Source organism: Corynebacterium sp. LK14, assembly GCF_008042215.1.
Classification (GTDB): domain Bacteria; phylum Actinomycetota; class Actinomycetes; order Mycobacteriales; family Mycobacteriaceae; genus Corynebacterium; species Corynebacterium striatum.
Genome location: NZ_NOVQ01000012.1, coordinates 173,175 through 199,089, shown reverse-complemented (window position 1 = coordinate 199,089; position 25,915 = coordinate 173,175). Strand labels below are relative to the sequence as shown.

Below are 25,915 nucleotides of genomic sequence, written 5' to 3'. Positions count from 1 at the left end.
TAAATTCCCGTGCAACTATTGTGGGCTCGGGCTCATGGTTGGGGCGCCCGGGGCATGCAAGGGGCGCTCCGTCAACCTTCGGGCCGCGTGGTGGTGCGGGTGATTTGAAAGGGAAATATCCTTCCGAAAACTTGCTGGAGCGAGGGGAATATCGGGAGAAACGGGTAAATCGGAAAAATACTTCCTGTTTTGTGATTTCGAGGCTATTTTAGAGTTTGAAAAGCGTAAAAGGGAAGGATATTTCCGATATGAATCGCATCGATGGCTGGTTGTCTGAACTCGGAACCGCACTGCGGGAAAGCCGAAAGGCGTATCAATTGACTCAGGAAGAATTGGGCGAGTTGGTGGGAGTGAGTGACAGAACGGTCCGAGATGTGGAGCTGGGGACCGGAAAAGCCAGCTTTTCCACCGTGTTAGAACTGCTCAGCGCGGTGGGGCTGCGTGTTGAGGTCGTGAACGCATGACGACTAATGCCGCTGAGCGGGAACTGCGATTTCGCCGGGCTGCTCTTGAACTCTGAGAAGAGCCGCGAAAGAATTACGGAATTCGCTTCGTCCACTCCTCGGTGGAGTACTTCTCGGAAACGAGGCGCTCGGCCTCGGCAAGGGTGGCGTCGGAAAGCGCGGCGTCCTTGGCGCCGTAGCGAGTTGCGAACTCGCGGGCCATGGTCTCGATGATCTCCTCACGCGCCACGCCGGTCTGGCGGCGCAGCGGATCCACGCGCTTCTTGGCGCTGGCCAGGCCCTTGGAGGAGACCTTTACCTTGCCGATGCGCAGCACTTCCATCATCTTGTCCGCGTCGATGTTGTAGCTCATCGTGGTGTGGTGGAGCACTGCGCCCGCGCGACGCTTCTGCGCAGCGCCGCCGATTTTGCCGCCGTCGGAGGTGATGTCGTTGATCGGCACGTACCAAGCGTTCACACCGTGCTTGGCCAGTGCAGCAAGCACCCACTGGTCGAGGTAGGCATAAGAAGCCTCGTAGGAGTAGCCGGCCACCAGGGACTCCGGGGCGTAAATGGAGTACGTGATGCAGTTGCCGCCCTCCATGAACATCGCGCCACCACCGGACATGCGGCGGACTGGAGTGATGCCATGCTTGTCGACGCCCTCCTGGTCCAGCTCGTTGGCATAGGACTGGTAGGAGCCGAACACGACCGCTTTGTCTTCCCACTCCCAGAAACGCAGCGTCGGACCGCGTTTTCCCTCAGCCACCTCGTTGAGGATGACCTCGTCGAGCGCCACGTTCACTGGGGTAGGCAGCACGCCCGGCTGGAGGATCTCCCATTGGTGGTCCGTGAAGTCGGTGCCGCCTGAGAGTGCACGCTTAACAGCTACGGCCAAGTCGTGCGTGGAAAAGCCGTGGAGGGCTACAGGATGCTCCGCCTCAATCTTTGCGAGTGCGGCATCGAGCCGCGCGGTGATCTCTTGCGCGGAATCAGAAACCTTGGAGCCCTCCAGCGAGGGGCCGAGAGTCTCGAAGGCCTCTTCCGGCTCAAGGAAGAAATCACCCGAGACCTGCGCGGAGGAGATAGTGCCGTCGGTGACCTCGATGTCTACGACAAGGAGCTTGCCGCCCGGGACTTTGAGTTCGAAATGCGTTGGGTTATCCATACTTTGGTCAACACGCGAAGCGCCGGCTTTGTTCCGCGTGGTGGCTAAGCAAGCCGGGCCCAGCCGGGGATGTACGAAAGTTGCTACTTAGGTACACCTTTCTAGCTTTAGAGGCTAGGTAGCACTAACTTTGACTGTATGTCTAAATTTAGTCCTTTCAACTGGCCAGTAGTGCGCCAGGTGCGTTCCAAGGACGCCTTCGGCAGGGACTTGAGCACCCAGTCGAAGAAGAGCAAAGAGCTCCACGGCAGGACCGTTGAGGCGGATCGCGTCGTGCAATCTGTGTGTCCTTATTGCGCGGTGGGTTGTTCCCAGCGCGTTTATGTCAAGGACAATAAAGTCATTCAGGTCGAAGGCGACCCAGATTCCCCAATCTCGCGTGGCCGTCTGTGCCCCAAGGGCTCTGCTTCCGAGCAGCTGATCAACTCTGCGACGCGCCTGACCAAGATCAAGTACCGTGCGCCGTACTCCTCCGAGTGGGAGTATCTCGATACCGAGACCGCCATGGACATGATTGCCGATCGCTTTGTGGCATCCCGCAAGGCGCACTGGCAGGACACCGACGAAGAGGGCCGCACCCTCAACCGCACCATGGGCATCGCTGGCCTGGGTGGTGCGACCTTGGACAACGAAGAGAACTACCTGATTAAGAAGCTGTTTACCGCCACGGGCGCGATACAGGTCGAAAATCAGGCTCGTATTTGACACTCTGCCACCGTTCCCAGTTTGGGAACTTCGTTTGGCCGCGGCGGCGCAACCCAACCGCTGCAGGATATGGCGAATGCGGACTGCATCGTCATTGAGGGTTCTAACATGGCCGAGTGCCACCCAGTGGGCTTCCAGTGGGTAGTTGAGGCCAAGAAGCGCGGCGCGCGCATCATCCACGTGGATCCGCGCTACACCCGTACTTCGGCTTTCGCGAACCGCCACATCGGCATTCGCGGCGGTACTGACGTGGTCCTGCTCGGCGCGATCATCAAGTACATGATCGACAACGAGCTCTACTTCCACGATTACGTGGTCTCGTACACCAACGCCTCCTCCATCATTTCCCCCGATTACCAGGACACGGAGGACTTGGATGGCCTGTTTTCTGGCTATGACCCAGAGACCGGCAAGTACGTCACCGACTCGTGGCAGTATGTCCGTAAGCCGGAGGGTTCTTCGTGGAACGTGGAGAAAGACGAGACTCTGCAGCACCCGAACTCGGTGTTCCAGATTCTCAAGCGTCACTACTCCCGTTACACCCCGGAGATGGTGGAGGAGACCTGCGGTATCTCGCAGGAGGACTTCTTCTATCTGGCTAACTCCATCGCGGATAACTCCAAGCCGGATCGCACCACGTGCTTCGCATATGCACTGGGCTTTACCCAGCACACCCTGGGCGCACAGTTCATCCGTACCGCTGCGATCCTGCAGCTGCTGATGGGCAACGTCGGCCGTCCGGGTTCGGGCATCATGGCGCTGCGTGGACACGCGTCCATCCAAGGCTCAACCGATATCCCGACTTTGTTCAACTCGCTGCCGGGCTACCTGCCGATGCCACACGTGGCTCTGCAGAACTGGAAGCAGTACGTGGACAGCTTCCGTAAGGAAGACCAGAAGGGCTTCTGGCAGATCGGTGAGAACTACGCCGTCTCCCTCATGAAGTCCTACTGGGGCGATGCTGCGACCAAGGACAACGAGTGGGGCTACAACCTCATGCCACGCATCTCTGGTGCGCACTCCACCTATGAGACGCTCATGGCCATGCTCGAGCACGAGGTTGAGGGCTACATTGTCTTTGGCCAGAACCCAGCGGTGGCACAGTCCAACGGCGGTATGCAGCGCCGTGGCCTGGCTGCGCTGAAGTGGCTTGTGGTACGTGACTTCCAAGAGATCGAGACTGCGTCCTTCTGGAAGGATTCGCCGGAGATTAAGAACGACGAACTCAAGACCGAGGACATCGGCACCGAGGTCTTCCTCATGCCGGCTGCTACTCACGTGGAAAAGGCGGGCACCTTCACCCAGACGCAACGCATGCTGCAGTGGCGTTTCCAGGCGGTCACGCCGCCGGGTGAGGCCACGAGCGACCTGTGGTTCTTCTACCAGCTAGGTAAGAAGATCAAGGAGCGCCTGGCTGACTCAACCGATCCGCGCGATCTTCCGGTACAGAAGATCACCTGGGACTACCCAGAAAACGAGGAAGGCGAGCCGGATTCCGAGGAGATCCTGAAGGAAATCAACGGCTATTACCTCGACGGACCGAAGAAGGGCCAGCTGTTGCCGGCCTTCGTCGAGATGAAGAACGACGGCACCACCTCCGGCGGCTGCTGGATTTACACGGGCGTCTTCAAGGACGGCATCAACCATGCCGCCAAGAAGGTCCCGGGTGCCGAGCAAAACGAAGTTGCTCTGGAGTGGGGCTGGGCATGGCCGGCCAACCGCCGCCTCCTGTACAACCGTGCTTCCGCCCGCCCAGACGGCACTCCGTGGTCGGAGCGCAAGAAGTACATCTGGTGGGATGAGGCCAAGGCCGCGTGGGTCGGCGACGACGTCCCTGACTTCCCAGTCAACAAGGCGCCGGACTATCGCGCGCCTGTTGACGCCGTCGGTCCTGCAGCGCTCGATGGTGATGACCCATTCATCATGCAGGCTGATGGCCTGGGCTGGCTGTTTGCGCCGAAGGGGCTTTCCGACGGCCCGTTGCCAACGCACTACGAGCCGCATGAGTCCCCAGTGCACAACCTGCTCTACAAGCAGCAGCAGTCACCGACGCGTCTGACCATCAAGCGTCCTGACAACCTGTCGCGTCCTGAGCCAGGGGAGCCTGGTGCAGAGGTCTTCCCGTTCGTGTTCTCCACGTATCGTCTGACCGAGATGTACACCTCCGGTGCAATGTCGCGCCGCCTGCCTTACTTGGCAGAGCTGCAGCCGGGCTTGTTCTGCGAGGTTTCCAAGGAGCTCGCGCAGCTGCGCGGTCTGAGCAACGGCGATTGGGCGACCATCGTCTCGCCACGTGGCGTCATCGAAGCACAGGTGCTGGTCACTGGTCGTGTGCAGAAGCTGAAGATCAACGGCGAGGACTTCCACCAGATTGGTATCCCGTACCACTACGGCGAGTCTGAGACCACGCCGGTAGCTGGCGACGGCGCCAACGACCTGTTGGGTCTGACCCTTGAGCCAAACGTGTGGATCCAGAACTCCAAGATTGGTGCTTGCGATATCCGTCCGGGCCGTCGCCCACGCGGACATGCACGCATCGAGCTTCTCAAGGAATACCAAGAGAAGGCGCACCTCGACCTGGAGTCCGGTAACCAGCTTGTCGACGTCGACGATGCTTTCGCGCTGAATCCCGAAGACAAGGGTGCTAATTCCAAGGACGAAAACACCGGCGCGGATGACACCGCCGGCAACGTAGCCGACTATGAAGGCAAAGAAGGGTAGGTGAGTAGAGCTCATGGCTAATTTGCTTACTGAAAAAGCCGATAAGCACGGCTACGAGTCCTACAACCGCATGGCTTTCTTTACGGACACCTCGATCTGCATTGGCTGCAAGGCCTGCGAGGTGGCTTGTAAGGAATGGAACCGCAACCCGGTTGAGGGCTATGCGGTCACCGGTGACTCTTATGACAACACCGGTTCGCTGGGTGCGAATACATGGCGTCACGTGGCCTTTATCGAGCAGGACAATGATCGCATCGAAAAGGCACGCGAGGAAGGCCGCCAGCTGGTCTCTCTCGGCATGCCGGGGGTTGGCACCCAGCCCGCCGCGGTGGATACCACTCCGCCGGATACCGGCGATTTTCGCTGGCTGATGTCCTCCGACGTGTGCAAGCACTGCACCAACGCCGGTTGTTTGGACGTGTGCCCAACGGGCGCGCTGTTCCGCTCTGAGTTCGGCACCGTGGTGGTCCAGGATGACGTCTGCAATGGCTGCGGCACCTGCGTTGCCGGCTGTCCTTTCGGCGTTATCGAGCGCCGCGACGACGGTGGCGTGACACTGAAGACCGATAAGACCGCCACCGTGGACTACCAGCACGATGATCACGCGGGCATCAACGTCTTCAAGAAGCTCGCGCAGCTCAAGCCGCAAGGCGAGGACCACACGCCGGGCGAGAAGATGCCGATTAAGAATCTCGGCGTCGCTCAGAAGTGCACCATGTGTTACGACCGCCTTAAGATCGGCGAGCAGCCAGCCTGCGCCAAGACATGTCCGACTGACTCCATTCAGTTCGGCCCGTACGAGGAGATGCTGGCCGCAGCCGAGGCGCGCGTCAAAGTTCTGCACGAGCAGGGCCTGACCGAGGCACGCCTGTACGGCGCCAACCGCGAGGACGGCGTCGGTGGCACCGGCTCTATCTTCCTTATCCTGGATTCGCCGGAGGTCTACGGCTTGCCGCCAGACCCACGCGTGCCCACTGCGGACCTGCCGCAGATGTACAAGACCGCAGCTAAAGCTATCAGTGGCATGGCCTTGGCCGTTGCCGGTGCGTTCGTGATGGGAGGCCGCAAGTGAGCGAATTCGACGAGTACCGCCCGCCGCAAGAAGAGCGTGCGAACCGCTACCGCAAGTTTGATGGCACCAAGCCGAAGAAGAAGCGTAAGCGTCCTGGCGCCGGTGCGCAGGATGGTTCCAAGGAAGAGCGCATGGCGGAGGACTTCGAGTTCTCCTCCTACTACGGCAAGCCCGTGGTCAAGGCTCCGCCATGGGAGTGGCCGATTGGCGCTTACCTGTTCCTAGGCGGTCTTTCCGGCGGCTCCGCTTTGCTGGCCGCCGGCGCATCTGCCACGAAGAATGAACCTTTGGCGCGCAGCACCCGCATTGCCGCATTTACTGCCGCCGCTGGTGGCTCAGTCTTCTTGGTCCTTGACCTTGGCCGCCCTGAGCGCTTGCTCAACATGTTCCGCGTATTCAAGGTGACCTCGCCGATGAGCGTGGGTTCGTGGATTCTGGGCTCCTTCGCCACTGCTGCGTCGTTGCCTGCATTGTATGAAGCCGACAAACTCACTAAGCAGAAGCTGCCGTTGCCGCGCTTTGCCCGCAAAGCACTGGGCGCTGCGGCTGGTCCTGCTGGTGTTGTTGCTGGTGTGCTGGGCGGTCCTTTGGCGGGCTACACCGCAGTGCTTTTGGGCAACACCTCGAACCCGACGTGGAACGACGCCAAGAAGCACCTGGCTTATGTCTTTGTTTCCTCGGCGTCGGCGGCCGCGTCTGGCTGCGCCATGGTGTTCACCCCAGTCGAGCATGCCGGCCCAGCCCGTGCCTTGGGCATGGCCGCCGCTGCTAGTGACTTGGCCGCGACCAAGATCATGGAAGAGAACATGGAACCAGAGACCGTGGTTCCTTTGCACAAGGGCAAGCCAGGCAAGCTCATGAAAGCCAGCGAGTACCTCATCGCCGCTGGTGGCGTGGGCACCGCGGTGGCAGCGGCCACAAAGTCCCGTACCCTCTCCGTGCTCTCGGGCCTTTCGCTCATGGCGGGTTCCGCCTGCACCCGTTTCGGCGTGCTCAACGCGGGTATCGAGGCGGTCAAGGATCCTGCGACCACCATCGAACCACAAAAGCGTCGCGCCGCGCGCAAGCGTGCGCAAGAAGGCCTGGCCCACTCGGTGGTCACCTCCAAGCACTAAGCCGCGCATGCTTCTCGCGCTTTTGCGCGAAAACCCTCAAGCCCGCGCTTGCCAGAACCCGAAGTTCTAACAAGCGCGGGCTTTTCTCGTGGACCCTAATGCTTCTCAATCGGTGGGCTCCGCCTAATCTCTTTCTAGACGTAAAGCACACGCCGCGACTTGGATTGTGAAAGAAGAAAAAGGATGTCTACCCCTTCTCGTAGTTTGCGCTCGTATGACAAGAAGTCTTATGACGCTTTTTATCGCACCCGCGTGGGACTCGCCCCAGGACCAGTCTTTGCCGTGTTGGGCATCCTGTCTGGTTTGTACTTCCTCATCACCGGGACTGTTTGGGCAGTCACCGGCGAGTTCACGCGCCTTGGCGGCCACGTCGTGGAGGCCTTCGGCGCTGATATTAAGGGCTGGAAATACTATGCAGAAGTAACCAAAATGCAGGGCAATCCGCTTGAGCGCACTGATGGCTGGATCGTCATTGCGATGCTGATTGGTTCGCTCATCGCGGCCTTGGCAGCAGGGGATTTCCGGTGGCGCATTCCGCCGCTCAAGCGCCGGTGGACACAAGCCTTGGTGGGCGGCATCGTTGCCGGATTTGGCGCGCGCGTGGCCTACGGTTGCAACCTCGCGGCGATGTTCACGGGCATTCCGCAGTTCTCGTTGCACGCGTGGATTTTCACCGTGATGACTGCGGTAGGTACCTGGGTCGGGGTGCAGGTGATCAAGCAACACTGGTGGCGTGGTCCCCCGCGCCCGCGCCCGGCCCAGGCTAAGGACGCCGCTGACGCTGACGCTGGTGCTTTAAGACGCCGCCGTATCCGCCACCTCGTCATTGCCATCGGGATGTGCGCGGTGATGGCCGTGGTCACCATCGTCTACTTCATGACGGGCAAGAACATGTTGGCTGCAGCCGTGGTCTTTGGCTTGGCTTTTGGAATCCTCATCCAGCGCGGTCAGATCTGCTTTACTGCGGCCTTCCGCGATTTGTGGGTGACCAAGAAGACCAAGCTCGCGGACTCGCTGATTATTGGTTTGGCCGCGGCCGTCATCGTGACCTTCTTTGTTTTGCTGGGAACCGGAATGGAACCGCTGACGAAGCCGGCAGGATGGGGAACCGTGATCGGCGGCTTCCTCTTCGGGCTGGGCATCATCATGGCTGGCGCTTGCGAGACCGGCATGATGTACCGCGCAATGGAGGGCCAGCTGGTTGCGTGGGTTGCCTTTGCCGGAAACGTCATCGGCGCAACGGTACTGGCTTATGGCTGGGATCATTGGGGCGTTTACGACACCTTGGTGGCAAACTCCTGGAAGCTCAACTTCTATGAGTCCTTTGGCCCATGGCCCGCACTTGCACTGACCTTGGCTCTGCTCGTGGGGTGGTGGCTACTTCAAGCACCTCGCCGTGGCGACCGTCGTGCGCGTCTAGAATCCCAGTACAGCCGTAGCGCGTAAAGAAAACACCGCAGAAACTGAGCTCTGTTAACAAAGTTAAGGACCTAGTGTGACCACACCTGATTTTGAAATCGACTTGTGCGGCGAGTCGTGCCCGTACCCGGTCATTCACACATTGGAGGCATTGCATGGCCTCAAGCCGGGACAGACCCTGGAAGTAACCACTGATTGCCCGCAGGCCTATCGCAACGTGCCGGATGACGCCACAGCAGCGGGCCACGAGCTCATCGGTGAGCCCACCCGCGAGGGCGCGCGCATGACGTTTGTGTTCCGACGCGGCGAGAAGATCCTCGGCACGCACCCCACCGCGGAAAAGTCCGGGTGGGTATCACGCCTGTTTAAGAAGAAGGCCTAGACGGTCCAGCAGGCCACGGCCGAAACCGCAGTCTTACTTGATGGTGATGAAGGCGCTGTCCTCAGAACCATCGTGAGCCACGGTACGTCCGATGACCGGGTAGCCAGGTACCTCACCGATGAGCAGCAGACCGCCGGAAGTCTGTGCATCAGCGAGGAAGACCAGCTCTTCTTCGCTCAGTCCAGCCTCGTTGGTTATATGCGGGCGGACCCAGTCTAGGTTGCGGCGGGAGCCACCGGGGATGAAGCCCTCGGCCAGCGCTTCCTTGGCACCCTCGACTGCCGGCACAGCGCTGAAGTCGAGCTCAGCAGCGACCCCGGAGGCACGCATCATCTTGTAGAGGTGACCCAACAAGCCAAAGCCCGTGACGTCGGTAGCCGCCGAAATGCCAGCCTCCACAGCTGCGCGGGAAGCGTCCCTGTTGAGTGCTGTCATCGAATCGACGGCAGCCTGGGAAACCTCACCCGTGGCCTTGTGCTTGTTGTTGAGGATGCCCACGCCAATGGGCTTGGTCAGCGTAATCGGCAGACCCGCCTCAGCGGAGTCGTTACGCATGAGTTTCTCCGGCGCCACGATGCCGGTCGCTGCCATGCCGTAGATTGGCTCAGGCGAGGTAATAGAGTGGCCGCCGGTAACCGAAAAGCCGGCCTGCGTTGCCACATCCATGCCGCCGCGCAGCACTTCGCGGAGGATATCTAGGGGCAGGACCTCACGCGGCCATCCCACCAGGTTGATGGCGGTTACTGGGGTGCCTCCCATGGCATAGACGTCGGAAAGCGCATTAGCGGCAGCTACTCGGCCCCAGTCATAAGGGTCGTTGAGCATCGGCGTAAAAAAGTCGGCCGTGGAAATAACAGCGAGACCGTCTTGAATCTTGACTGCGGCGGCATCGTCGCCGTCGTCCAAGCCGACGAGCACGTTGGGATCGGCCTTGCCAATGAGGCCCTCAACTGCCGATTCCAGCTCGCCGGGAGGGATCTTGCAGGCGCATCCGCCACCTGCTGCGAATGAGGTTAACAAGATGTCAGTCATGCAACTGAGTCTACAACCCCAGCGAATGCCCTACCCATCGTCTAAAAGCAGCAGCGAAGGCGCGCGGTAACGGAACTTTAGCCCAGCAGGCCACATCGCTGGGCACCTCACCTAGAGATTGACGTGTTTGTGCGTTCAAAGTGAAGCATGGCACCAAGGGAAGGGCTCCTACGTGTAAGCTTTCGCAACGGAGGCGTACGTGTCCTGGTGGGCGCCCCGGTCTTCAAAACCGGTGAGGCCGAGCATCTCGGTCTGGCAGGTTCGATTCCTGTCCGTCTCCGCCAAAACCTCTCGAGCTGGCGCCCGCCATGTCGCGCCCGTTTATCTTGCGATTGCGGCTTCTCTGGCTTCGATAGCTTTAAATCAAGGAGCGATTGTGACAGGCCACAGTGATTCGCGGCAGCAAGATGAGCGCCGCAACATCCCGCGTACCGACGAACTTCTCCGCCTTCCAGAGACTAAAGCTGCGAGGCTTAGGCTTGCGGAACATGCGCTAAAAGCACTAATTAAAGGCGTGGTTGGCCGCGCTCAGCGTGCTGAGATCGCCCCGCAGGATGTGCGCGCAGAGGTAGCACGCGTACTCGCTTCGGCCCGCCCGTATAGCCTGCGTCCAGTGCTCAACGCCACGGGGGTCATCGTCCATACCAATCTTGGGCGTGCATCGCTGCCAGAGGTTGCTAAAGCAGCGCTTTGCGACGCCGCTTCTTACACAGACGTCGAAATGGATCTGCCCGCTGGAGTGCGTTCCAAAAACCGTGGCCGCGGCGCAATCTCTGCACTGCTTGCCGCATGCCCAGGCGCCGAAGATGCCCTCGTGGTTAACAATGGTGCATCCGCATTGCTGCTGGCCACGGCAGCACTTGCGCCGCAACAAGAGGTTATCATCTCCCGCGGCGAGCTCATCGAGATTGGGGCTGGATTCCGTCTGCCAGAGCTTATTGAATCCTCGGGTACCCGACTCAAGGAAATCGGCGCCACGAACCGTACCCACCTCAGCGACTACGAATCCGCGTTGAGCACCCACACCGGCGCAATCCTGAAGGTGCATCCCTCCAACTTCCGTATCGAAGGCTTCACCACCTCCGTGGACGTGCCGCAGCTGCAGCAGCTTCTAAAACGGCACAACAAACAGCTAGGTGCGTCCGGCGAGCGTGTACATCTCATCGTGGACCTAGGCTCGGGGCTGCTTGTACCAGACCCGGCTCTGCCCGAAGAACCAGATCTGCAGGCGCAGCTGGCGTCTGGTGCCGACGTGGTTATTGCCTCTGGGGACAAGTTGCTCGGCGGCCCACAAGCCGGAATCATCTTGGGCACCAAGGAAGCGCTGTCCAAGATTAAGAAGCATCCGCTGGCCCGCGCGGTGCGCATCGACAAGCTGCGCCTGAATGCACTCGAGGCGGCGATTAATGCGCCATCGAATGCGGTCCAAGACAGCTTGCACATCGATCTAGCGGAATATGAAGGACGGACTCAAGACATTGCCGCCGCAGTGGGTGGGCAGGTCATCACTCACGCTGGACGTGTGGGCGGCGGCGGTGCGCCCGAGTACCCTCTCGAAGGCTTCGCTGTGTCTTTGCCGGAGCAGTTCGCGCAGCACCTGCGTACAGGTGAACCAGCAGTCCTGCCACGCGTACATCAGGGGCAGTGCCTTGTCGACGTGCGCTGCATCCCGCCAGCGCAGGATGCTCAGCTCATCGATGCCATCCTCGCCGCACAACAGGCACTTGCCGCACAACAGGCACTCGAGGTACAAGGGGAGAAGTAGATGTTCGTCGTCGCAACGGCAGGCCACGTTGACCATGGTAAATCCACCCTGGCCAGGGCACTTACCGGCATGGAACCTGATCGTTGGGAAGAGGAGAAGCGCCGCGGCCTCACCATCGATCTGGGCTTTGTGTGGACGCGTCTGCCCTCCGGCGCAGATGTCGCCTTCGTGGACGTGCCGGGCCACGAACGTTTTCTTGGAAACATGTTGGCTGGCCTCGGCCCCGCGCCCGTGGTGCTCTTTGTGGTTGCAGCAGATGAGGGCTGGCAGGCCCAGTCCACCGATCACCGCGATGCGATTGCAGCTCTTGGCATCAGCCACGGCTTGGTGGCCTTGACGCGTGCCGATCGTGCCGACGTGGCGCGCCGCTTGGAGGTCGAGGCGGACGTGCGCCGCCAGCTGCACGGCACCGCGCTTGCCGACGCCCCCATTCTCACCGTTTCCGCCAAGACCGGCGAGGGCATCGATGAGCTGCGTGCCGCGCTTGATGAGATTCTCGCTGCCGCACCGAGCCCCGACCCCGAACAACGTATGCGACTGTGGGTCGATCGCTCATTTAGCGTTAAGGGCGCCGGAACCGTAGTTACCGGCACACTCGCGGCTGGCACCTTGAGAGTTGGTGACAGCCTCGAGTTGCTCAACGCGTCTGGCACAGAGCCCGTTGAGGTCCGTGGTCTCCACAGCGAGAACACCGCAGTGGAGGCTGCCACACCCGTGACACGCGTGGCGGTCAATCTTCGTGGAATCGACGCCGAAGCGATTAGCCGAGGAGATGCCTTGCTCAGCCCCGGCACGTGGCGACAGGCAGAGCTCTTCGACGTTCGGCGCACCTCCGGCGATGCCCTTGACGCAATCGCGCAGGATTTGGTGGCTCACACTGGTACCGCTGGCGTCGAGGCGCACGTTCGCCCGCTTAGCGCCGACTTCGCACGCATCCGCCTGAGTCAGCCGCTCGCGCTAGAGCTTGGCGACCGCTTTGTGTTGCGAGGCCCCGGCGCACGCCACGTGCTCGCCGGCGTCGAGGTCGTGGACCTGAACCCACCGCAGCTGCGGCGCCGTGGCGCGGCAGCGCGCTGGGCCGAGCAGCTCGCCGGGCAACAAGATTACAAGAGCCCCGCCTTGACCCTGCAACAACGCGGCTACGCCCTCATCGAAGACTTGCGCCGCGATGGCTACACCGTGGACGCCCCGCCCGCCGGTGTCATCGCGTTTAGTAAGTGGTGGATTACCGCAGCACAAGTGGGGCAGTGGAAGCAGCAATTGAGCGGCGCCGTAGCCGATCACGCCGCCGCGAACCCCCTCGCGGTGGGCCTGCCTCGCGGCGCGGCACGCGACGCCTTGGGCCTTAGCGAAGATGCATTGCTCAACCTTGCGGTGGCGGCAGCCAAGTTGGAATCCGTCGAGGGCGCAATCCGGGTGCCTGGTGCTGTGGCGTCGCTTGGCGCTGCGGAGGAGGGCGTCGCCAAGCTAGAACAGCGGCTCCACAAGGAACCCTTCGCCGCACCAGAAGCTGCGGATCTTAAGGATCTGCGTCTGGGGAGCAAGGAGCTCGCCGCAGCCGAGCGTGCCGGGCGAATCCTGCGCCTGAAGGACGGCGTCGTGTTGTTGCCCTCGGCCGTGGCTGAGGCGCGCACGCGATTGCAAGGCATCGACCAGCCTTTCAGTACGTCCCAGGCGCGACAGGCGCTGGGGACTACCCGCCGCGTGGCCATCCCGCTGCTGGAATATCTGGACGAAAAGGGCGTTACCCGCCGCTTGGACGGGGCTCAGCGCGAGCTGCGCTAGCTGGGCCTAGTCAAAATAGGCGTGGATGCCGGTGGCCGGAATCGTGCCACCAGACTCACCAAAGTTGGCAAAAAGCGTTGAGCCGGAATAGAACAGGTTTTGAGTATCGAAAAGCGGCACGACCTTGGGCTGCTTTTCCTCAATCTCCAGCGTTTCCAGATTGACCTTGTAGCGTTCGGTGGACTCCTGTGTTTGGCCAGTGGCCAGGTAGAGTGACGCACCATCCGAAATCGCGGAGATACCCTTTTCCTTGTAATCCTCGGTTTCAAAGATCTTGGTCATGTCTTCGTTCGAGACTTCCTTGATCATTTCCCCAGATGCGAGGTCGATCACGCGGATTCCCTCGTCTTTATCCAACAGAGTGAGCTTGTTGCGCACCACAGTGCCGGTAGGGCTCGTGACCTTGGCGGGGTCATCGGGGTTGGCGGTGGGGAAGGCGTCGCCAAGCATGCGCGCGCCATGAGCCTCATCATAAACAAAGGTGGGGCGTGCCGCGTTATCCGAGATGCCGACCACAAAGTCGTTGTTGTGGAGGAACGTGTAGCCCTTTGTCTCCTGTGGCAGTTCCCCGTCGATGAATCCAGGAGCATTGGCGTCGACCAGTACCTTTTCCTCACCGTTCAGCGCATCGATGAGCAGGAGCTGGTCGCCTTCCTCGCCCGTCCGCTGAACTAGATATACGTATGTCTCACCCAGTGGAAACTCCTCTAGGCGGTGCTGCTCACCGCTAGCTTTAGGCTGCTCAAGTATCTTGGTTGTGGCGTCAGCCAGGGAGAGCGCGAAGATGCGCGGGGCCGCGGACTTTGCAACATCGGACTGGGAAAACACCAGTTCTTCGCCAACCTGCGAGACAGCAAAATCGGACAGCTTTGTGCCTGTAAATTCTTGGGGCAAATCGAAAGGCTGCGTGACCAGTGGCGTGCCATTGTGGCCGTCGAAGATGTAGAGCATCGGCCCAGTGACGTCATTGCCGTTGGACGCATAAGGAACGGTGGCCACGGTGGCAAAGACGTTTTTGCCCTCAAACTTGATGGGCGCGCACATACCGTCCCACGAAGAAAGGTCGGCCTTGTCGAGACCGTAGTCGACCTCAATTTCGTGGTCCTCCAGCGTCTGGGAATCCGCAATGGCCTGGAAGGTATCTCCTTTGAAATCGGGGCACTTTTTTAAGGCGCCAGAAGCCAACGGAGCGCCATGTGCGGTGGGCAGGCCGTACTTGTCGGTGCCCAGGCCCTTAGCCACCTCGGAAGACACAAGATCGCTCATCGCACGGGTGATGGGTTCCCTCGGCTTCTTTTGATGCAAACCCTGAATGATTCGGGAGTTGGCAGATTCACTTTCGCCGCAGGCAGAAAGCAGTAGGCTGCTGGCCACAACGACGGCGCTCAGGCGTACCAAGCGGCGATGAGAAGAAAGCATGAAGGACCTTTCGTATCGGTTTAAAGTGCGGCGACCTAAGCGGGTTATTTGCGGTGGTTGCCACCGCGGCGGTGGGCGGCGTCGCGCTGGGAGCGGCGGGCCCTTACGCGGGCCGATTCGGAGGAGAAGCGGCCCGGTGCCGCAGCTGTGGGTAAATCGCGCCACGCTAGCGTTTGCTGGCCTGGCATGTGACTGACAAGGTCTGCTAGCTCTGCGTGCGCTTGACCTGGAGCAGCGGACTCCGGCTGGGCGGCAGGCTCTGGCTGGGTTGCCACGGGTTCTGGCTGTGCAGTAACGGGCTCCGGCTGCGTAGCAGTGGGGCTTGCGATGTGACGCATGCCGTGCGGCAAGTCAGCGCTGAAGTCTGCGGCGTCGAGGCCGGTCTCCCATGCCATGAAGGTGGTCGGCTCTACGGTGGCGGGTGGAATTGCTGGGCGGGATGGTGGAATGCCTAGTGCCGGGACGCTGGCCGCGAAGAACTCAGTGGCGTCGGGGGAGGGAACGTCGACAGCAAGGCGCCGATCCGCGCTAAAAGCGCGGGCCGCAACCGTGGTGCCCTGGCCAGCTGCGCGCTCCAGAATGGCGTTGAGGTGCGGCTGCTGGCCAGCTGCGGCCACACCGCCCAGGACCGTGCCAGGAGTCGCAGCCACGATGTCGCCCTCCACATCATGCAGCGTGACAAACAGCTGTTGCGTGCCCATCTGGTCCAGCTGGGCGTCATTAAGCTGGCCTGAAGCCGTATCAACGAGCAGTCCCAAGCCCCCGCAGAGAAGCACCGAACCGGCTGGCTGGTCATTGTTAGGAATCATCCATGGCGCCAGCCCCAAGCTCACAGCGACGTCCACGCAGCCTTCCGCAGGGAGGATCTCAACCGTGGCCCGAGTAGATAGCTGCAGCCCTGAGGCACGCACGCGGTCGAGGGCGGGGTAGTCGGCGGCCTCTTGTGCATCGAGGTATCCCAGGATGCCAAAGTGGCTGCGCACGCGCCAACCACCGGTAAAGGCGTCAGCCTCCAAAGTCACGTCGAGCGCGAGCGGCGCTTCACTTAGCGTGGGCAGGGAGAGCGCGGTGGACAGCACTACGTTGTCGAGCACCGCAACGTGTTCGACACCAAAGTAGCTTTTCGCCAGCGGATACAAGTTTCCGTTCAACGGCGCCTCCCATGTTGTCCTGCACTACGGATTGTATGTATCTCTAGCCTACGCACCTCGCAGTTGAGCAGGCACAGGCTGGTGTTCTATAGTCAGAGATGATGTACTCGCTGTCCACCTTAGCCATGGCTTTTGGCCTCACGCTTTTCGCCGGCTTGTCGACGTCCATCGGTGCCGGCATCGCAGTCAGCAAACGCAACCCTGGTCCGGCCTTCATGGCGGCGGCACTTGGCCTTTCTGCAGGTGTGATGCTCTATGTATCGTTCATGGAGATCCTCCCCACCGGTCTTGACCAGCTCACCGAGGCCTATGGCGGCGAGAAGACCGGCACCTGGGTGCGGTAGTTGGTTTCCTCCTGCTGCTGCCTCTGATGGGGCCGGCCACGATGGGCTTTAGCTTTGCTGCCATCGCCGGCATCATGGTCTTTATTTCCTTGGACGAGCTGCTGCCCACGGCAGAGGAAACAGGGGAGCACCACTACGCCATTTACGGGCTCATCGCCGGAATGGCGATCATGGCGCTTTCACTGTTGATGTTCTTATAAGGCGCGCCGCCTGTGTTGGCGCTGCTTAGGCGTGGGCGTCCTTGCCCGCGGACTTCTTCACGGCCATGATCACCGTGACGATGACAGCGCCGAGCAGGAAGCCGAAGATCATGGAGAGGACGGTGTCCGCGGTCCAGGCGAGTGCGCCGTTGGAGATGGACTCGGTCAGGTGGTGAATGAAGCCATAAGGCTGCTCAGCACCGAACTCGTGGATTCCCTTGATGACGATGTGGCCGCCCACCCAGAGCATCGCGGCGGTGCCAATGACAGAGATGATATTCAAAACAATCGGCATGCCCTTGACTAGGAGGTTGCCCAGAGCGGACTTCCCGTTGTGGCGCTCTAGGAGCTTAATACCCAAATCATCCATCTTGACCAGCAAGCCCACGGCGCCGTACACAGCCAAGGTGATGGCGATGGCCACGACCACAAGCGTGCCCAAACGCAGCCAGAAGGGCTCGTTGATGACCTCGTTGAGAGAGATCACCATGATCTCCGCGGACAGGATGAGGTCGGTGGTGATGGCGGCCTTCACCAGCTTGTTCTCGGCGTCGGGGTCCTTTTCCTTGGGTTCCGCGTCCTCTTTGTGCTCCTCGTGCGGCATGAAGTGGTGGAAAATCTTCTCCGCGCCCTCGAAACACAGGTAAGCGCCGCCGCACATGAGGATTGGAGTCAATGCCCATGGCGCAATCCAGGAAAGCAACAAGGCGATGGGCAAAATGATGACAATCTTGTTGATCAGGGAGCCCTTGGTGATGCGCCAAATCATTGGCAGCTCGCGCGCAGGGGTGACTCCCGCGACGTATTGGGGGGTTACTGCGGCGTCGTCCACGACCACGCCCGCCGCCTTCACGGAGGTCTTACCGGCAAGGGCTGCTACGTCGTCAACGCTGGCAGCAGCGGAGCGGGCGATGAGTGCGACGTCGTCAAGCAGTGCAAAAAGTCCACCAGTCATAGGTGTTATGCATCCTTCATTTGGAGAGTAATTTATCTCTCCATACTCTACGCACCTATTCAGCCGGAGTCAGGCTGACAGATTCAGCCCAGGAAAGTTCGATGCCCAGCGTGCGCAACCAAGCCATCGCATCATCGCCGTAACGAGTGATGCCCTCGACTGCAGTGAGGGTGCGTTCCATGGCGCGCTCGGCCTCTTCCGCGGAGATGAGACCTGCGGAGGTGGCGGCGGCCAGCTCGTCGATGTCGAGGACGTCGATGGGCTCGCCGGTGTTAGAAACCAAGTCGACGTACAGATCACGCGTGGTCCACACACCATCGGCGTTATCGATGTCAGCGACATCGAAGTAGAAGTCCTGGCGCGCGTCTACACCCTCGCGGAAGTGGAAGATGTTTGCCCGCAAACCCAGTTTCGGAAGCAGCCATGACTCGAGGTAGCCGAAGCGCGGGTGATTGGCGCCGCGGGCCATGTAGAGGCCGAAGTCGGTCTCACGGTAGGTGTCTACCTCGCGGAGGAATCCTTTGGGGTCAACGTTGACGTTGCTTACCGTATTAAAGGTTTCTTGCTTGACTGGGTGCAGGTCTGCGCTCATTAGTTCACCTCTAGGAAGGCTGCGGTGGGCGGGAAGCTACACGTAGATTCTTGAGTGTTGACGGATCCGGACAAAAGGGCCACGACTGTGCCCTTGCCTGTAACCGCGCGGCCCGAAACCGTGGTGGGGCCATCTTGGTTGATTCCGTTATTGAACAGTAGAGTGATGCCGGACTGGAAAGTGTCCAGGTTGAACCACCGTACGTTCATGTTTCCCTGCTCCTTGGCGGCAGGCGAGGTGCCCATTGCGGTGAAGAGGAAGACTACTTCGCCCTCGCCGGCGCCAGGCGCTGGCATCTGGGTGGGGCCGGGGACCGCGATGGCGGAACCCACAGAGTTGGCTTGGCCGCCGATGCACTGTGCGGAGACAGTAGGCCAGTAGAACTGGCGGAAGGCGGGGCCTTGGCCCTCGGGCATTGCTACGCCGGCATCGCCTCCCTCACCCATGGAAAAGGCGAGGCCGGAGAGGATGGCGCTGCGCAGCTCCTGGGGCATCCAGGGTTGTGCGGCGAATTCGCGGATGCGGTTCTGGGTGTCTTCTTTCGGGCGGCCGAGCTCATCCAAAGGGGAGAGTGCAGCGGCCTGGGCCTCCAGTGAGGATAGGTCCGGCGCGTCTGCTTGTGCGGGGGCGACAAGTGGTGCGGCTAGACCGATGAGCGCCGTGGTGGCGGCAGCAATAACTCCGGAGCCCGCGCGGAGGCGGGTTCCGTGGTTGCGCTGAGCGCGGTTGGTGGTGCTCGGAGTGCTCACTGTTATCAGAATCCTTGTGTTGGGTGCAGTAGGGATTGCGGGCTTCGGCCCGGCGAGGTGCTTGGAAACGACACTCGTCACAGAAGTCACAATAGTATCTGCAGTAACAATATTCACTTTTTCCTTGCGGTCAAGCCCTAAACCTGACTGCTGTGTCATATTTCGTTCGTGTATATCGTTTCGTTACAAAACCCTGGAACTTGTGTTTCTACAGCTCTTCATGCGCTTCAATGCTGCAAATTAGAGGGTGTCAGAGTATATTTAGACCCCGTTCAAATTTTTTCGCGCTTTCGCGCTCCCATTTTGCTTTTAAGGAGCACCCCACCAGTGACTAACACCGAGTTCCGTAACGTCGCCATCGTCGCCCACGTTGACCACGGTAAGACCACCCTCGTCAACGGCATGCTGGAGCAGTCCGGCGCATTTGGCGACCACGGCGAGCACACGGACCGCGTCATGGACTCCAATGACCAGGAGCGCGAGCGCGGCATTACCATTCTGGCGAAGAACACCGCTATCCACCGAAAGGGCCTTGGCAAGGACGGCGGAGACCTCATCATCAACGTCATCGACACCCCAGGCCACGCCGACTTCGGCGGCGAGGTTGAGCGCGGTATCTCCATGGTCGACGGCGTTGTGCTGCTTGTCGACGCCTCCGAGGGCCCGCTCCCACAGACCCGCTTCGTCTTGACCAAGGCGCTGGAAGCCAAGCTGCCGGTCATCATCTGTGTGAACAAGACCGACCGCCCTGACGCTCGCATCGACGAGGTCGTCAGCGAGTCTCATGACCTCCTGCTCGAAATCGCTTCCGGCCTTGAGGACGAAGAGGCGGCAGCTGCTGCTGAGACTCTGCTGGACCTGCCGGTTCTTTACGCTTCTGGCCGTGAGGGCAAGGCTTCCACCGAGAACCCAGGCGACGGCAACGTTCCTGCGGCTGAGGACCTGCAGGCGCTCTTCGACGTTATCTACGACGTCCTTCCGGAGCCTTCCGCTTCCGTCGACGGCCCGCTGCAGGCGCACGTTGCCAACCTTGACTCCTCTGACTTCTTGGGCCGTATTGCTTTGCTGCGTATCTACTCCGGCAAGATCAAGAAGGGCCAGCAGGTCGCTTGGATTTCTTGGGATGACGAGGGCAACCAAGTTGTCAAGAACGTCAAGGTCGCTGAGCTGCTGCGTACCGTTGGTTTCGAGCGCCAGCCGGACACCGAGGCAATTGCAGGCGACATCATCGCTATCTCCGGTATCCCAGATATCATGATTGGCGACACCATCGCTGATGTTGACAACCCCGTCGCACTGCCGCAGATTCACGTTGACGAGCCAGCAATCTCCATGACCATCGGCGTGAACACCTCTCCGATGGCAGGCCAGGGCGGCGGCGACAAGCTCACCGCACGTATGGTCAAGGCTCGCCTGGACCAGGAGCTCATCGGTAACGTGTCTATCCGCGTTCTGCCGACCGAGCGACCTGACGCTTGGGAGGTGCAGGGACGCGGCGAGATGGCTCTGTCTGTTCTGATCGAGAACATGCGCCGCGAGGGCTTTGAGCTCACCGTGGGCAAGCCGCAGGTCGTTACCCAGGTTGTTGATGGAAAGACGATGGAGCCTTACGAGATGCTCACCATCGACTCCCCGTCTGAGCACCAGGGTGCAATCACCCAGCTGCTCGCTGCTCGCAAGGGGCAAATGCAGTCCATGGACGTCCGCGAGGGTGACTGGGTTCGTATGGTCTTCCGTATCCCAGCACGTGGCCTTATCGGCTTCCGCACCCAGTTCCTGACCGAGACTCGCGGTGCAGGTATCGCGAACTCTATCGGTGACGGCCTAGATGTTTGGGCTGGTGAGATCAAGTCCCGCGCTACCGGCTCCCTGGTTGCTGACCGCTCCGGACAGATCACCGCATACGCTCTGCAGCAGCTGGCCGACCGCGGCGACTTCTTCGTCGAGCCAGGTATGGAGGCTTACGAGGGCATGGTCGTGGGCGCCAACAACCGTGATGAGGATATGGACATCAACATCACCAAGGAAAAGAAGCTCACCAACATGCGTTCCGCTACTGCAGATGCAACTGTGACCTTGGCGAAGGCTCGTACCCTTTCTCTGGATGAGGCCCTCGAGTTCTGTGGCACCGACGAGTGCGTCGAGGTTGCCCCTAACGTCATGCGTGTGCGCAAGGTCGAGCTGTCGGCTACCGACCGTAAGCGTGCGGCTTCTCGTGCAAAGCAGCTCAACAAGTAAGAGCTAGCAAGGCGCGGTCCCTTGAAAGGGGGGCCGCGTTTTGGTGTTTTCCGGGGCGGCGGACGCAGCTTGTGTGCACAGTGCGAAAAGGATGCTCCCAAATTGTGAACTCGAAGCATCTAAGGTCCTGAAATTGACCAAACAGGCCCGCAAAGATGGTTCGAAGGCAGCACATGCCCAATAGCACGCCAATCACTTACTGAGCATTGACACCGACTAGAGTAGTGCTAGTTCAACCAAGAAAGGCAGGCCTCCCGTGCAGAAGCTGAGCGCAGCGACTTTGATCGCATCCATGTGCGTCTTGACCTCCTGCATGGCCAACCCGGGCCCTCCACCGGTGGAGGAAAAACCCGCAGCCGCGAGCACGGAGACGGAAACGCCGACTCCTGTTGAGGAGGAAGAGAGCACCGAGCGCGAGACCGTCGCCATCGGCGTGGACCCACTCAGCAGCGGCCTCAACCCGCACCTTGTGGCAAATAATAATGAGTTAGTCAGCCAAATCGCCGAGCTCGTGCTACCTTCTGCCTTCCACGGCGAGCACATGGACACCGACGTCCTCGCCAGCGCCGAAGAGGTCCAGCCACCCGAGGGAGTGGCACAGCGAGTGGTCTATAAAATCGCCTCGCCCGCCCAATGGTCGGATGGCACGCCCATCAGCGGGAGCGATTTCCACTACCTGTGGACGCAGATGACCTCCACCGCAGGCGTCAGCGATGCCGCAGCCTACTACGCCATCAAAGAGGTCAATACTTCCTCGGCCGGCCGCGTGGTGACGGTGGATTTCAGCGAGCGAGTAGCCGATTGGCACAGCCTGTTCGCTCACTTGCTGCCCTCCCATCTTTTGCAGGACGCCGAATTTACTCGAGCGCTCGCAGACGGAATCCCGGCATCCGCTGGGCGTTATTCCGTCGCAGGCGTCGACCGCGGCAGGGGAGTCATTACCCTCAACCGTAACGATCGCTTTTGGGGAGCTGACCCTGCGCTTGTCGACGTCGTTCAGCTGCGCACCGTCCGCAACACCGGCCAGGCCGTCAATATGCTGCGCTCCGGTCAGGTGGGATTTGTCGATTTCACCCCAGAACAAACCTCCCTGGAGAACCTCAGCCTGCTCAGCAACGTCAATGCCGGAACCGTAACCCGCGGCAGGCAGCTGCGCCTGCACCTGTCCGCGCGACAGTCTGCATTACCGGACGAGCGCCAGCGACGCGCCCTAGCCTCGCTCATCGAAACCGACCAAGTAGCCCGCCTGGCCGCCGGCCGCGCTTCGGAGCTGCGCCCTGGCCAAAACCCTGTCAGCGGGGAGGCGGAGCTCGCACCGCTGCGCGAGCGCGCCGGACGCAAGCCTTTGCGCATCGCCGCGGACCCCACCAACTCGGAGGCTATGGCCGCTGCACGCACCATCGTGGACGTCCTCGAAGCTCAGGCGATTAGCGCAGAGGTCGTATCCGAGCGCACCCAAACCATCACCGGCACGCTGCTGCCGCGCGGCGAGGTCGACGCCTTGGTCTCCTGGGAGTCCCTCGCCGTCAAGCCCGCAACAATGGCTAGCCACTTCTTATGCGAAGAGGAAGGATTGGTATCCAGCGATTTTTCTGGATTCTGCCCCGAGAACTCCGAGGCCACCGTCAGCGAGATTCTCTCTGGTCGCATCTCCCCGGAGGAAGGTCTGGAGCGAGTCCGTAAGCTGAACGCTGAGCAGGTGCTTTATGTCCCGTTGATGGACGAGGTGCGTATTCACGCGTTGGGCAGGGGTATCGTAGGGCCCGGCCAAAGCATCGAGGATTGGGATGCAGGGCTAGTTACAGCACCGACGTGGAGGAAAGATGAACAATAAGGATTTGCAGGGCTACCGTGTGGTAGCTGTGCACGCGCATCCAGATGACGAGGTGCTGTTTACTGGCGGAACGCTGGCGGATATGGCTGCCCGCGGCGCCGATGTCACGGTGATTACCGCGACCCTCGGTGAGGAGGGCGAGGTTATCGGCGCTCCTTACCAAGGCCTATGCGAGTCCGACCAACTCGGTGGCTTCCGCGCTCGCGAGCTTTCCGACGCCCTGCGCATCCTCGGCGTGCAGGGAATCCAGCTCGGCGGCTTTGGCTGCTTCCGCGATTCCGGCATGGAGGGCTCGCCGGCCCACGACAATCCCCGCGCGTTGGTCAACCGCGTGGATGAAGCAGCGGTGCTTCTCAAGGAACACTTCGCTCAGATTCAGCCACACATCGTTTTGACTTACGGCCCGGACGGCGGTTACGGTCACCCGGACCACATCGCCGTGCACAAGGCAGTTCACGCTGCGGCGGATCCGCGCCAGCGCATTTGGTGGGCCATCTTTGAGCGCAGCGCCCACTACGCCGCGCTCGAGCAGGTGGTCGCGCCGCAGGGCTGGGCCAAGCCAGACCAGGCGTACCTCGACAACTTCACCAACGAGTCACATGCGGTAGAGCATGCGCTTTCCGACGCCGCCCTCGCCGCCAAGCGCGCCGCCATGGTTGCCCATGCCACGCAGATTTGGATGGCTGACGCAACAGTTACGGAGACGAATCCCGAGGCAGCCGTTGCGGGGATCGTTGACCCTGAGGTGGCTGTTGGTGCTTATGGCTTGTCGAATCTGCTGGTGATGCCGTTGCTGCGCGCCGAGCACTACCAGTTGGGTCAAGGCGAGCTAGCCGTCAGCTTGCTGGAGGGGCTGTGATTTTAAACCAGTTCACGCGGGGCGAGCAGGTTACCGGCTTGGTGTGGTTGGCAGTCGGTGCATTGACCTCTTTGGTCTTGGAGGTTGTCTACCTCACGGCGCGCCTTCCGCTGCCCGACGGCGCAAGTGTGGCGTTTCCCATCACTATTGTTGTGGCCTGGTGGTTCAATGGAGTGCTCACGCGCACAGCGCGGCTGTGGAGTGATAATGCCTACATTGGTCTCGTGCCTTTGGCTGCTTGGTTGCTTGGCTACTTCGCATTCGTGCTGGGTGCGGCGGTAACTGGGGATATGTGGCTGGCAAATAATATTCTTTCGCTTCTGCTGCTGATGGCTGGAATCGGCGGCGGAATTTTCCCATTTTTCAAACAGAAGTGACATACTGTTGAACATCCCAAAACCCGTGAAAACAGGAGTTTTAGCACCTCATGACTTACACAATCGCGCAGCCGTGCGTCGATGTGATGGACCGCGCTTGCGTTGAAGAGTGCCCAGTCGATTGCATCTACGAAGGCAAGCGCTCCCTGTACATCCATCCTGACGAGTGCGTGGACTGCGGCGCTTGTGAACCTGCTTGCCCGGTCGAGGCCATTTTCTACGAGGATGACGTTCCGGACGAGTGGATCGATTACAACGACGCGAACGCTGCGTTCTTCGATGACCTGGGCTCTCCAGGCGGAGCAGCCGCGCTCGGACCGCAGGACTTCGACGCCCCGATGATTGCTGCGCTTCCGCCGCAAAATCAGGATTAATTTTAAATTCCCGGCCCATTCATGCACTGGCGTGAACAAGGCCGGGGTTAATTGTTTGCTAGCCGCATATTCATCGCCACAACGCTCAAGGAGTTTTAGACTCATGGCTCGCCAACCGCTCGGAAACACACTGCCTGACTTCCCGTGGAATTCTCTTGCAGACGCGAAGAAGAAGGCACAGTCGCATCCGGACGGAATCGTTGATCTGTCTGTGGGCAACCCTGTGGACCCGGTTGCTCCGGGCGTCCAGCTGGCGCTGGCTTCAAATGCGGAGGCTCCTGGATACCCGACCACTGCAGGTACGGCCGCTCTGCAGGACGCGATTCGCGGCAATGTGCATCGCCGCACCAATGTGGAGCCAGAGGCCATCGGTGTGCTTCCTGTCATTGGTCTGAAGGAAGCCATCGCTTGGCTGCCGACGTTGCTCGGCATGCGCGGTGAGCGGGTGATTATTCCGTCTGTTGCTTACCCGACCTACGAGGTTGGCGCACTCATCGCCGGGGCGACTCCTGAGCGGAATGACGACCCAGCCGCGTTCGGCGATGCTGCGATGGCATTTGTGAATTCTCCCTCCAACCCCACGGGCAACGTCTTGAGCGTGGAGGAGCTGCGCGACGTGGTGGCTTGGGCACGTGAGAACGACGCTATTGTGGCCTCCGACGAGTGCTACTTGGCGCTGGCCTGGGACGATGACAAGAAGCCGGTCTCCATTTTGGATCCACGCGTAAACGACGGTGACACCACGGGTTTGATTGCTATGCACTCGTTGTCGAAGTCCCACAACTTGGCGTCTTACCGCACCGGTTTCTTCGCTGGCGATCCGAAGCTCATCGCGGAGCTGCTGGAGCTGCGCAAGCACGCCGGTCTCATCGTGCCGGGGCCGATTCAGGCGGCGATGGTTGAAGCTCTCAACGACGACGACTCCGAGAGCTTGCAGGTTCGTCGCTATGCTGCCCGCCGTGCGAAGCTGCTGCGTGCCCTAACGGCGGCAGGCTTTCGCATTGAGCATTCTGAGGCCTCGATGTATCTGTGGGCTACCCGCGATGAAGACTGTCGCACGACGGTGGACTGGCTGGCTGAACGCGGTATTTTGGTCGCCCCTGGTGACTTCTACGGCCCAACGGGGCAGAAGTTCGTGCGCATCGGCTTGAACGGCACCGACGAGCGTATCGACGCCGCTGTTGCCCGCCTCGCGCAGTAAATAGGTCGAGGGCCT

General features: G+C 60.6%; 21 protein-coding genes, 1 tRNA gene and 1 pseudogene. 16 read left to right on the top strand and 7 right to left on the bottom strand.

Going from position 1 to position 25,915, the window contains the following annotated elements; all coding sequences use genetic code 11:
- Window positions 1-248: 248 nt before the first annotated feature.
- Window positions 249-464, top strand: a complete 216-nt coding sequence (locus CHU71_RS08365) for a helix-turn-helix domain-containing protein (RefSeq protein ID WP_005531838.1) — start codon at window positions 249-251, stop codon at window positions 462-464.
- A gap of 73 nt (window positions 465-537) precedes the next feature.
- Here the strand turns inward: CHU71_RS08365 and CHU71_RS08360 are convergent, their stop codons facing one another.
- Complete coding sequence (locus CHU71_RS08360; protein WP_046645468.1) at window positions 538-1,611, bottom strand: biotin/lipoate A/B protein ligase family protein; 1,074 nt, start codon at window positions 1,609-1,611, stop codon at window positions 538-540.
- 138 nt (window positions 1,612-1,749) lie between these two features.
- Here CHU71_RS08360 and fdnG point away from each other — a divergent pair, with 138 nt between their 5' ends.
- From fdnG to yedF, 5 genes are all read left to right on the top strand, one after another.
- Complete coding sequence (fdnG, locus tag CHU71_RS08350) at window positions 1,750-5,037, top strand: formate dehydrogenase-N subunit alpha (RefSeq protein ID WP_222709851.1); 3,288 nt, start codon at window positions 1,750-1,752, stop codon at window positions 5,035-5,037.
- Between the two features lie 13 nt (window positions 5,038-5,050).
- Window positions 5,051-6,109 carry a 4Fe-4S dicluster domain-containing protein gene (locus CHU71_RS08345; protein WP_046645471.1) on the top strand — a complete coding sequence of 353 codons (1,059 nt, stop codon included), beginning with the start codon at window positions 5,051-5,053 and terminating at the stop codon, window positions 6,107-6,109.
- On the top strand, window positions 6,106-7,224 hold the full coding sequence (gene nrfD, locus CHU71_RS08340) for an NrfD/PsrC family molybdoenzyme membrane anchor subunit (RefSeq protein WP_046645472.1): 1,119 nt from the start codon (window positions 6,106-6,108) through the stop codon (window positions 7,222-7,224). Before CHU71_RS08345 ends, nrfD begins: the two co-directional genes overlap by 4 nt.
- 183 nt (window positions 7,225-7,407) lie before the next feature.
- Complete coding sequence (gene yedE / locus CHU71_RS08335) at window positions 7,408-8,670, top strand: selenium metabolism membrane protein YedE/FdhT (RefSeq protein WP_147760772.1); 1,263 nt, start codon at window positions 7,408-7,410, stop codon at window positions 8,668-8,670.
- A gap of 49 nt (window positions 8,671-8,719) precedes the next feature.
- Window positions 8,720-9,025, top strand: a complete 306-nt coding sequence (gene yedF, locus CHU71_RS08330; protein ID WP_100087668.1) for a sulfurtransferase-like selenium metabolism protein YedF — start codon at window positions 8,720-8,722, stop codon at window positions 9,023-9,025.
- A 33-nt stretch (window positions 9,026-9,058) separates the two neighbouring features.
- Here yedF and selD read toward each other — a convergent pair whose 3' ends face one another.
- Complete coding sequence (selD, locus tag CHU71_RS08325; RefSeq protein WP_147760771.1) at window positions 9,059-10,057, bottom strand: selenide, water dikinase SelD; 999 nt, start codon at window positions 10,055-10,057, stop codon at window positions 9,059-9,061.
- Window positions 10,058-10,246: 189 nt separating this feature from the next.
- Between selD and CHU71_RS08320 the strand changes: the two genes are divergently transcribed.
- The 3 genes from CHU71_RS08320 (at window position 10,247) to selB (ending at window position 13,607) form a co-directional block, all read left to right on the top strand.
- Window positions 10,247-10,341, top strand: a tRNA-Sec gene (locus CHU71_RS08320).
- A 92-nt stretch (window positions 10,342-10,433) separates the two neighbouring features.
- Entirely contained in the window at window positions 10,434-11,822 is a 1,389-nt protein-coding gene (gene selA, locus CHU71_RS08315; RefSeq protein WP_147760770.1) for an L-seryl-tRNA(Sec) selenium transferase, read from the top strand.
- The gene (selB, locus tag CHU71_RS08310; RefSeq protein ID WP_147760769.1) at window positions 11,823-13,607 is read left to right on the top strand and encodes a selenocysteine-specific translation elongation factor; all 1,785 of its coding nucleotides are present in this window, start codon (window positions 11,823-11,825) and stop codon (window positions 13,605-13,607) included.
- Window positions 13,608-13,613: 6 nt separating this feature from the next.
- Here the strand turns inward: selB and CHU71_RS08305 are convergent, their stop codons facing one another.
- Window positions 13,614-15,026, bottom strand: a complete 1,413-nt coding sequence (locus CHU71_RS08305; RefSeq protein WP_147760768.1) for a hypothetical protein — start codon at window positions 15,024-15,026, stop codon at window positions 13,614-13,616.
- Window positions 15,027-15,070: 44 nt separating this feature from the next.
- Window positions 15,071-16,177: a hypothetical protein gene (locus CHU71_RS08300; RefSeq protein ID WP_240927074.1), complete on the bottom strand. Its 1,107-nt coding sequence runs from the start codon at window positions 16,175-16,177 to the stop codon at window positions 15,071-15,073.
- Window positions 16,178-16,278: 101 nt separating this feature from the next.
- Between CHU71_RS08300 and CHU71_RS08295 the strand changes: the two are divergent.
- A pseudogene (locus CHU71_RS08295) lies at window positions 16,279-16,721 on the top strand (hypothetical protein).
- Between the two features lie 25 nt (window positions 16,722-16,746).
- On the opposite strand, the gene CHU71_RS08290 reads toward CHU71_RS08295, so the two are convergent.
- Genes CHU71_RS08290 through CHU71_RS08280 form a run of 3 tightly spaced genes read right to left on the bottom strand, consistent with a single transcriptional unit; the run spans window position 16,747 to window position 19,134 of the window.
- Window positions 16,747-17,676 (bottom strand): DUF808 domain-containing protein, encoded by a 930-nt coding sequence (locus tag CHU71_RS08290; protein ID WP_147760767.1) that lies wholly within the window; start codon window positions 17,674-17,676, stop codon window positions 16,747-16,749.
- A 55-nt stretch (window positions 17,677-17,731) separates the two neighbouring features.
- Window positions 17,732-18,268 (bottom strand): DUF402 domain-containing protein, encoded by a 537-nt coding sequence (locus tag CHU71_RS08285; RefSeq protein ID WP_046645479.1) that lies wholly within the window; start codon window positions 18,266-18,268, stop codon window positions 17,732-17,734.
- Entirely contained in the window at window positions 18,268-19,134 is an 867-nt protein-coding gene (locus CHU71_RS08280; RefSeq protein ID WP_147760766.1) for a hypothetical protein, read from the bottom strand. The genes CHU71_RS08285 and CHU71_RS08280 overlap by 1 nt, the downstream gene beginning before the upstream one ends.
- A 210-nt stretch (window positions 19,135-19,344) precedes the next feature.
- On the opposite strand from CHU71_RS08280, the gene typA reads away from it, so the two are divergent.
- The 6 genes from typA to dapC all read left to right on the top strand — a co-directional run bounded on the left by typA (window position 19,345) and on the right by dapC (window position 25,900).
- Window positions 19,345-21,255 (top strand): translational GTPase TypA, encoded by a 1,911-nt coding sequence (gene typA / locus CHU71_RS08275; protein ID WP_046645480.1) that lies wholly within the window; start codon window positions 19,345-19,347, stop codon window positions 21,253-21,255.
- Between the two features lie 256 nt (window positions 21,256-21,511).
- Complete coding sequence (locus tag CHU71_RS08270; protein ID WP_255456418.1) at window positions 21,512-23,089, top strand: ABC transporter family substrate-binding protein; 1,578 nt, start codon at window positions 21,512-21,514, stop codon at window positions 23,087-23,089.
- Complete coding sequence (locus tag CHU71_RS08265) at window positions 23,079-23,948, top strand: PIG-L family deacetylase (protein WP_147760765.1); 870 nt, start codon at window positions 23,079-23,081, stop codon at window positions 23,946-23,948. Before CHU71_RS08270 ends, CHU71_RS08265 begins: the two co-directional genes overlap by 11 nt.
- Window positions 23,945-24,325, top strand: a complete 381-nt coding sequence (locus CHU71_RS08260) for a hypothetical protein (protein ID WP_370450509.1) — start codon at window positions 23,945-23,947, stop codon at window positions 24,323-24,325. The genes CHU71_RS08265 and CHU71_RS08260 overlap by 4 nt, the downstream gene beginning before the upstream one ends.
- A gap of 50 nt (window positions 24,326-24,375) precedes the next feature.
- Window positions 24,376-24,699 carry a ferredoxin gene (gene fdxA / locus CHU71_RS08255; protein ID WP_005531876.1) on the top strand — a complete coding sequence of 108 codons (324 nt, stop codon included), beginning with the start codon at window positions 24,376-24,378 and terminating at the stop codon, window positions 24,697-24,699.
- A gap of 103 nt (window positions 24,700-24,802) precedes the next feature.
- Window positions 24,803-25,900 carry a succinyldiaminopimelate transaminase gene (gene dapC, locus CHU71_RS08250; RefSeq protein ID WP_147760764.1) on the top strand — a complete coding sequence of 366 codons (1,098 nt, stop codon included), beginning with the start codon at window positions 24,803-24,805 and terminating at the stop codon, window positions 25,898-25,900.
- Window positions 25,901-25,915: the final 15 nt, after the last annotated feature.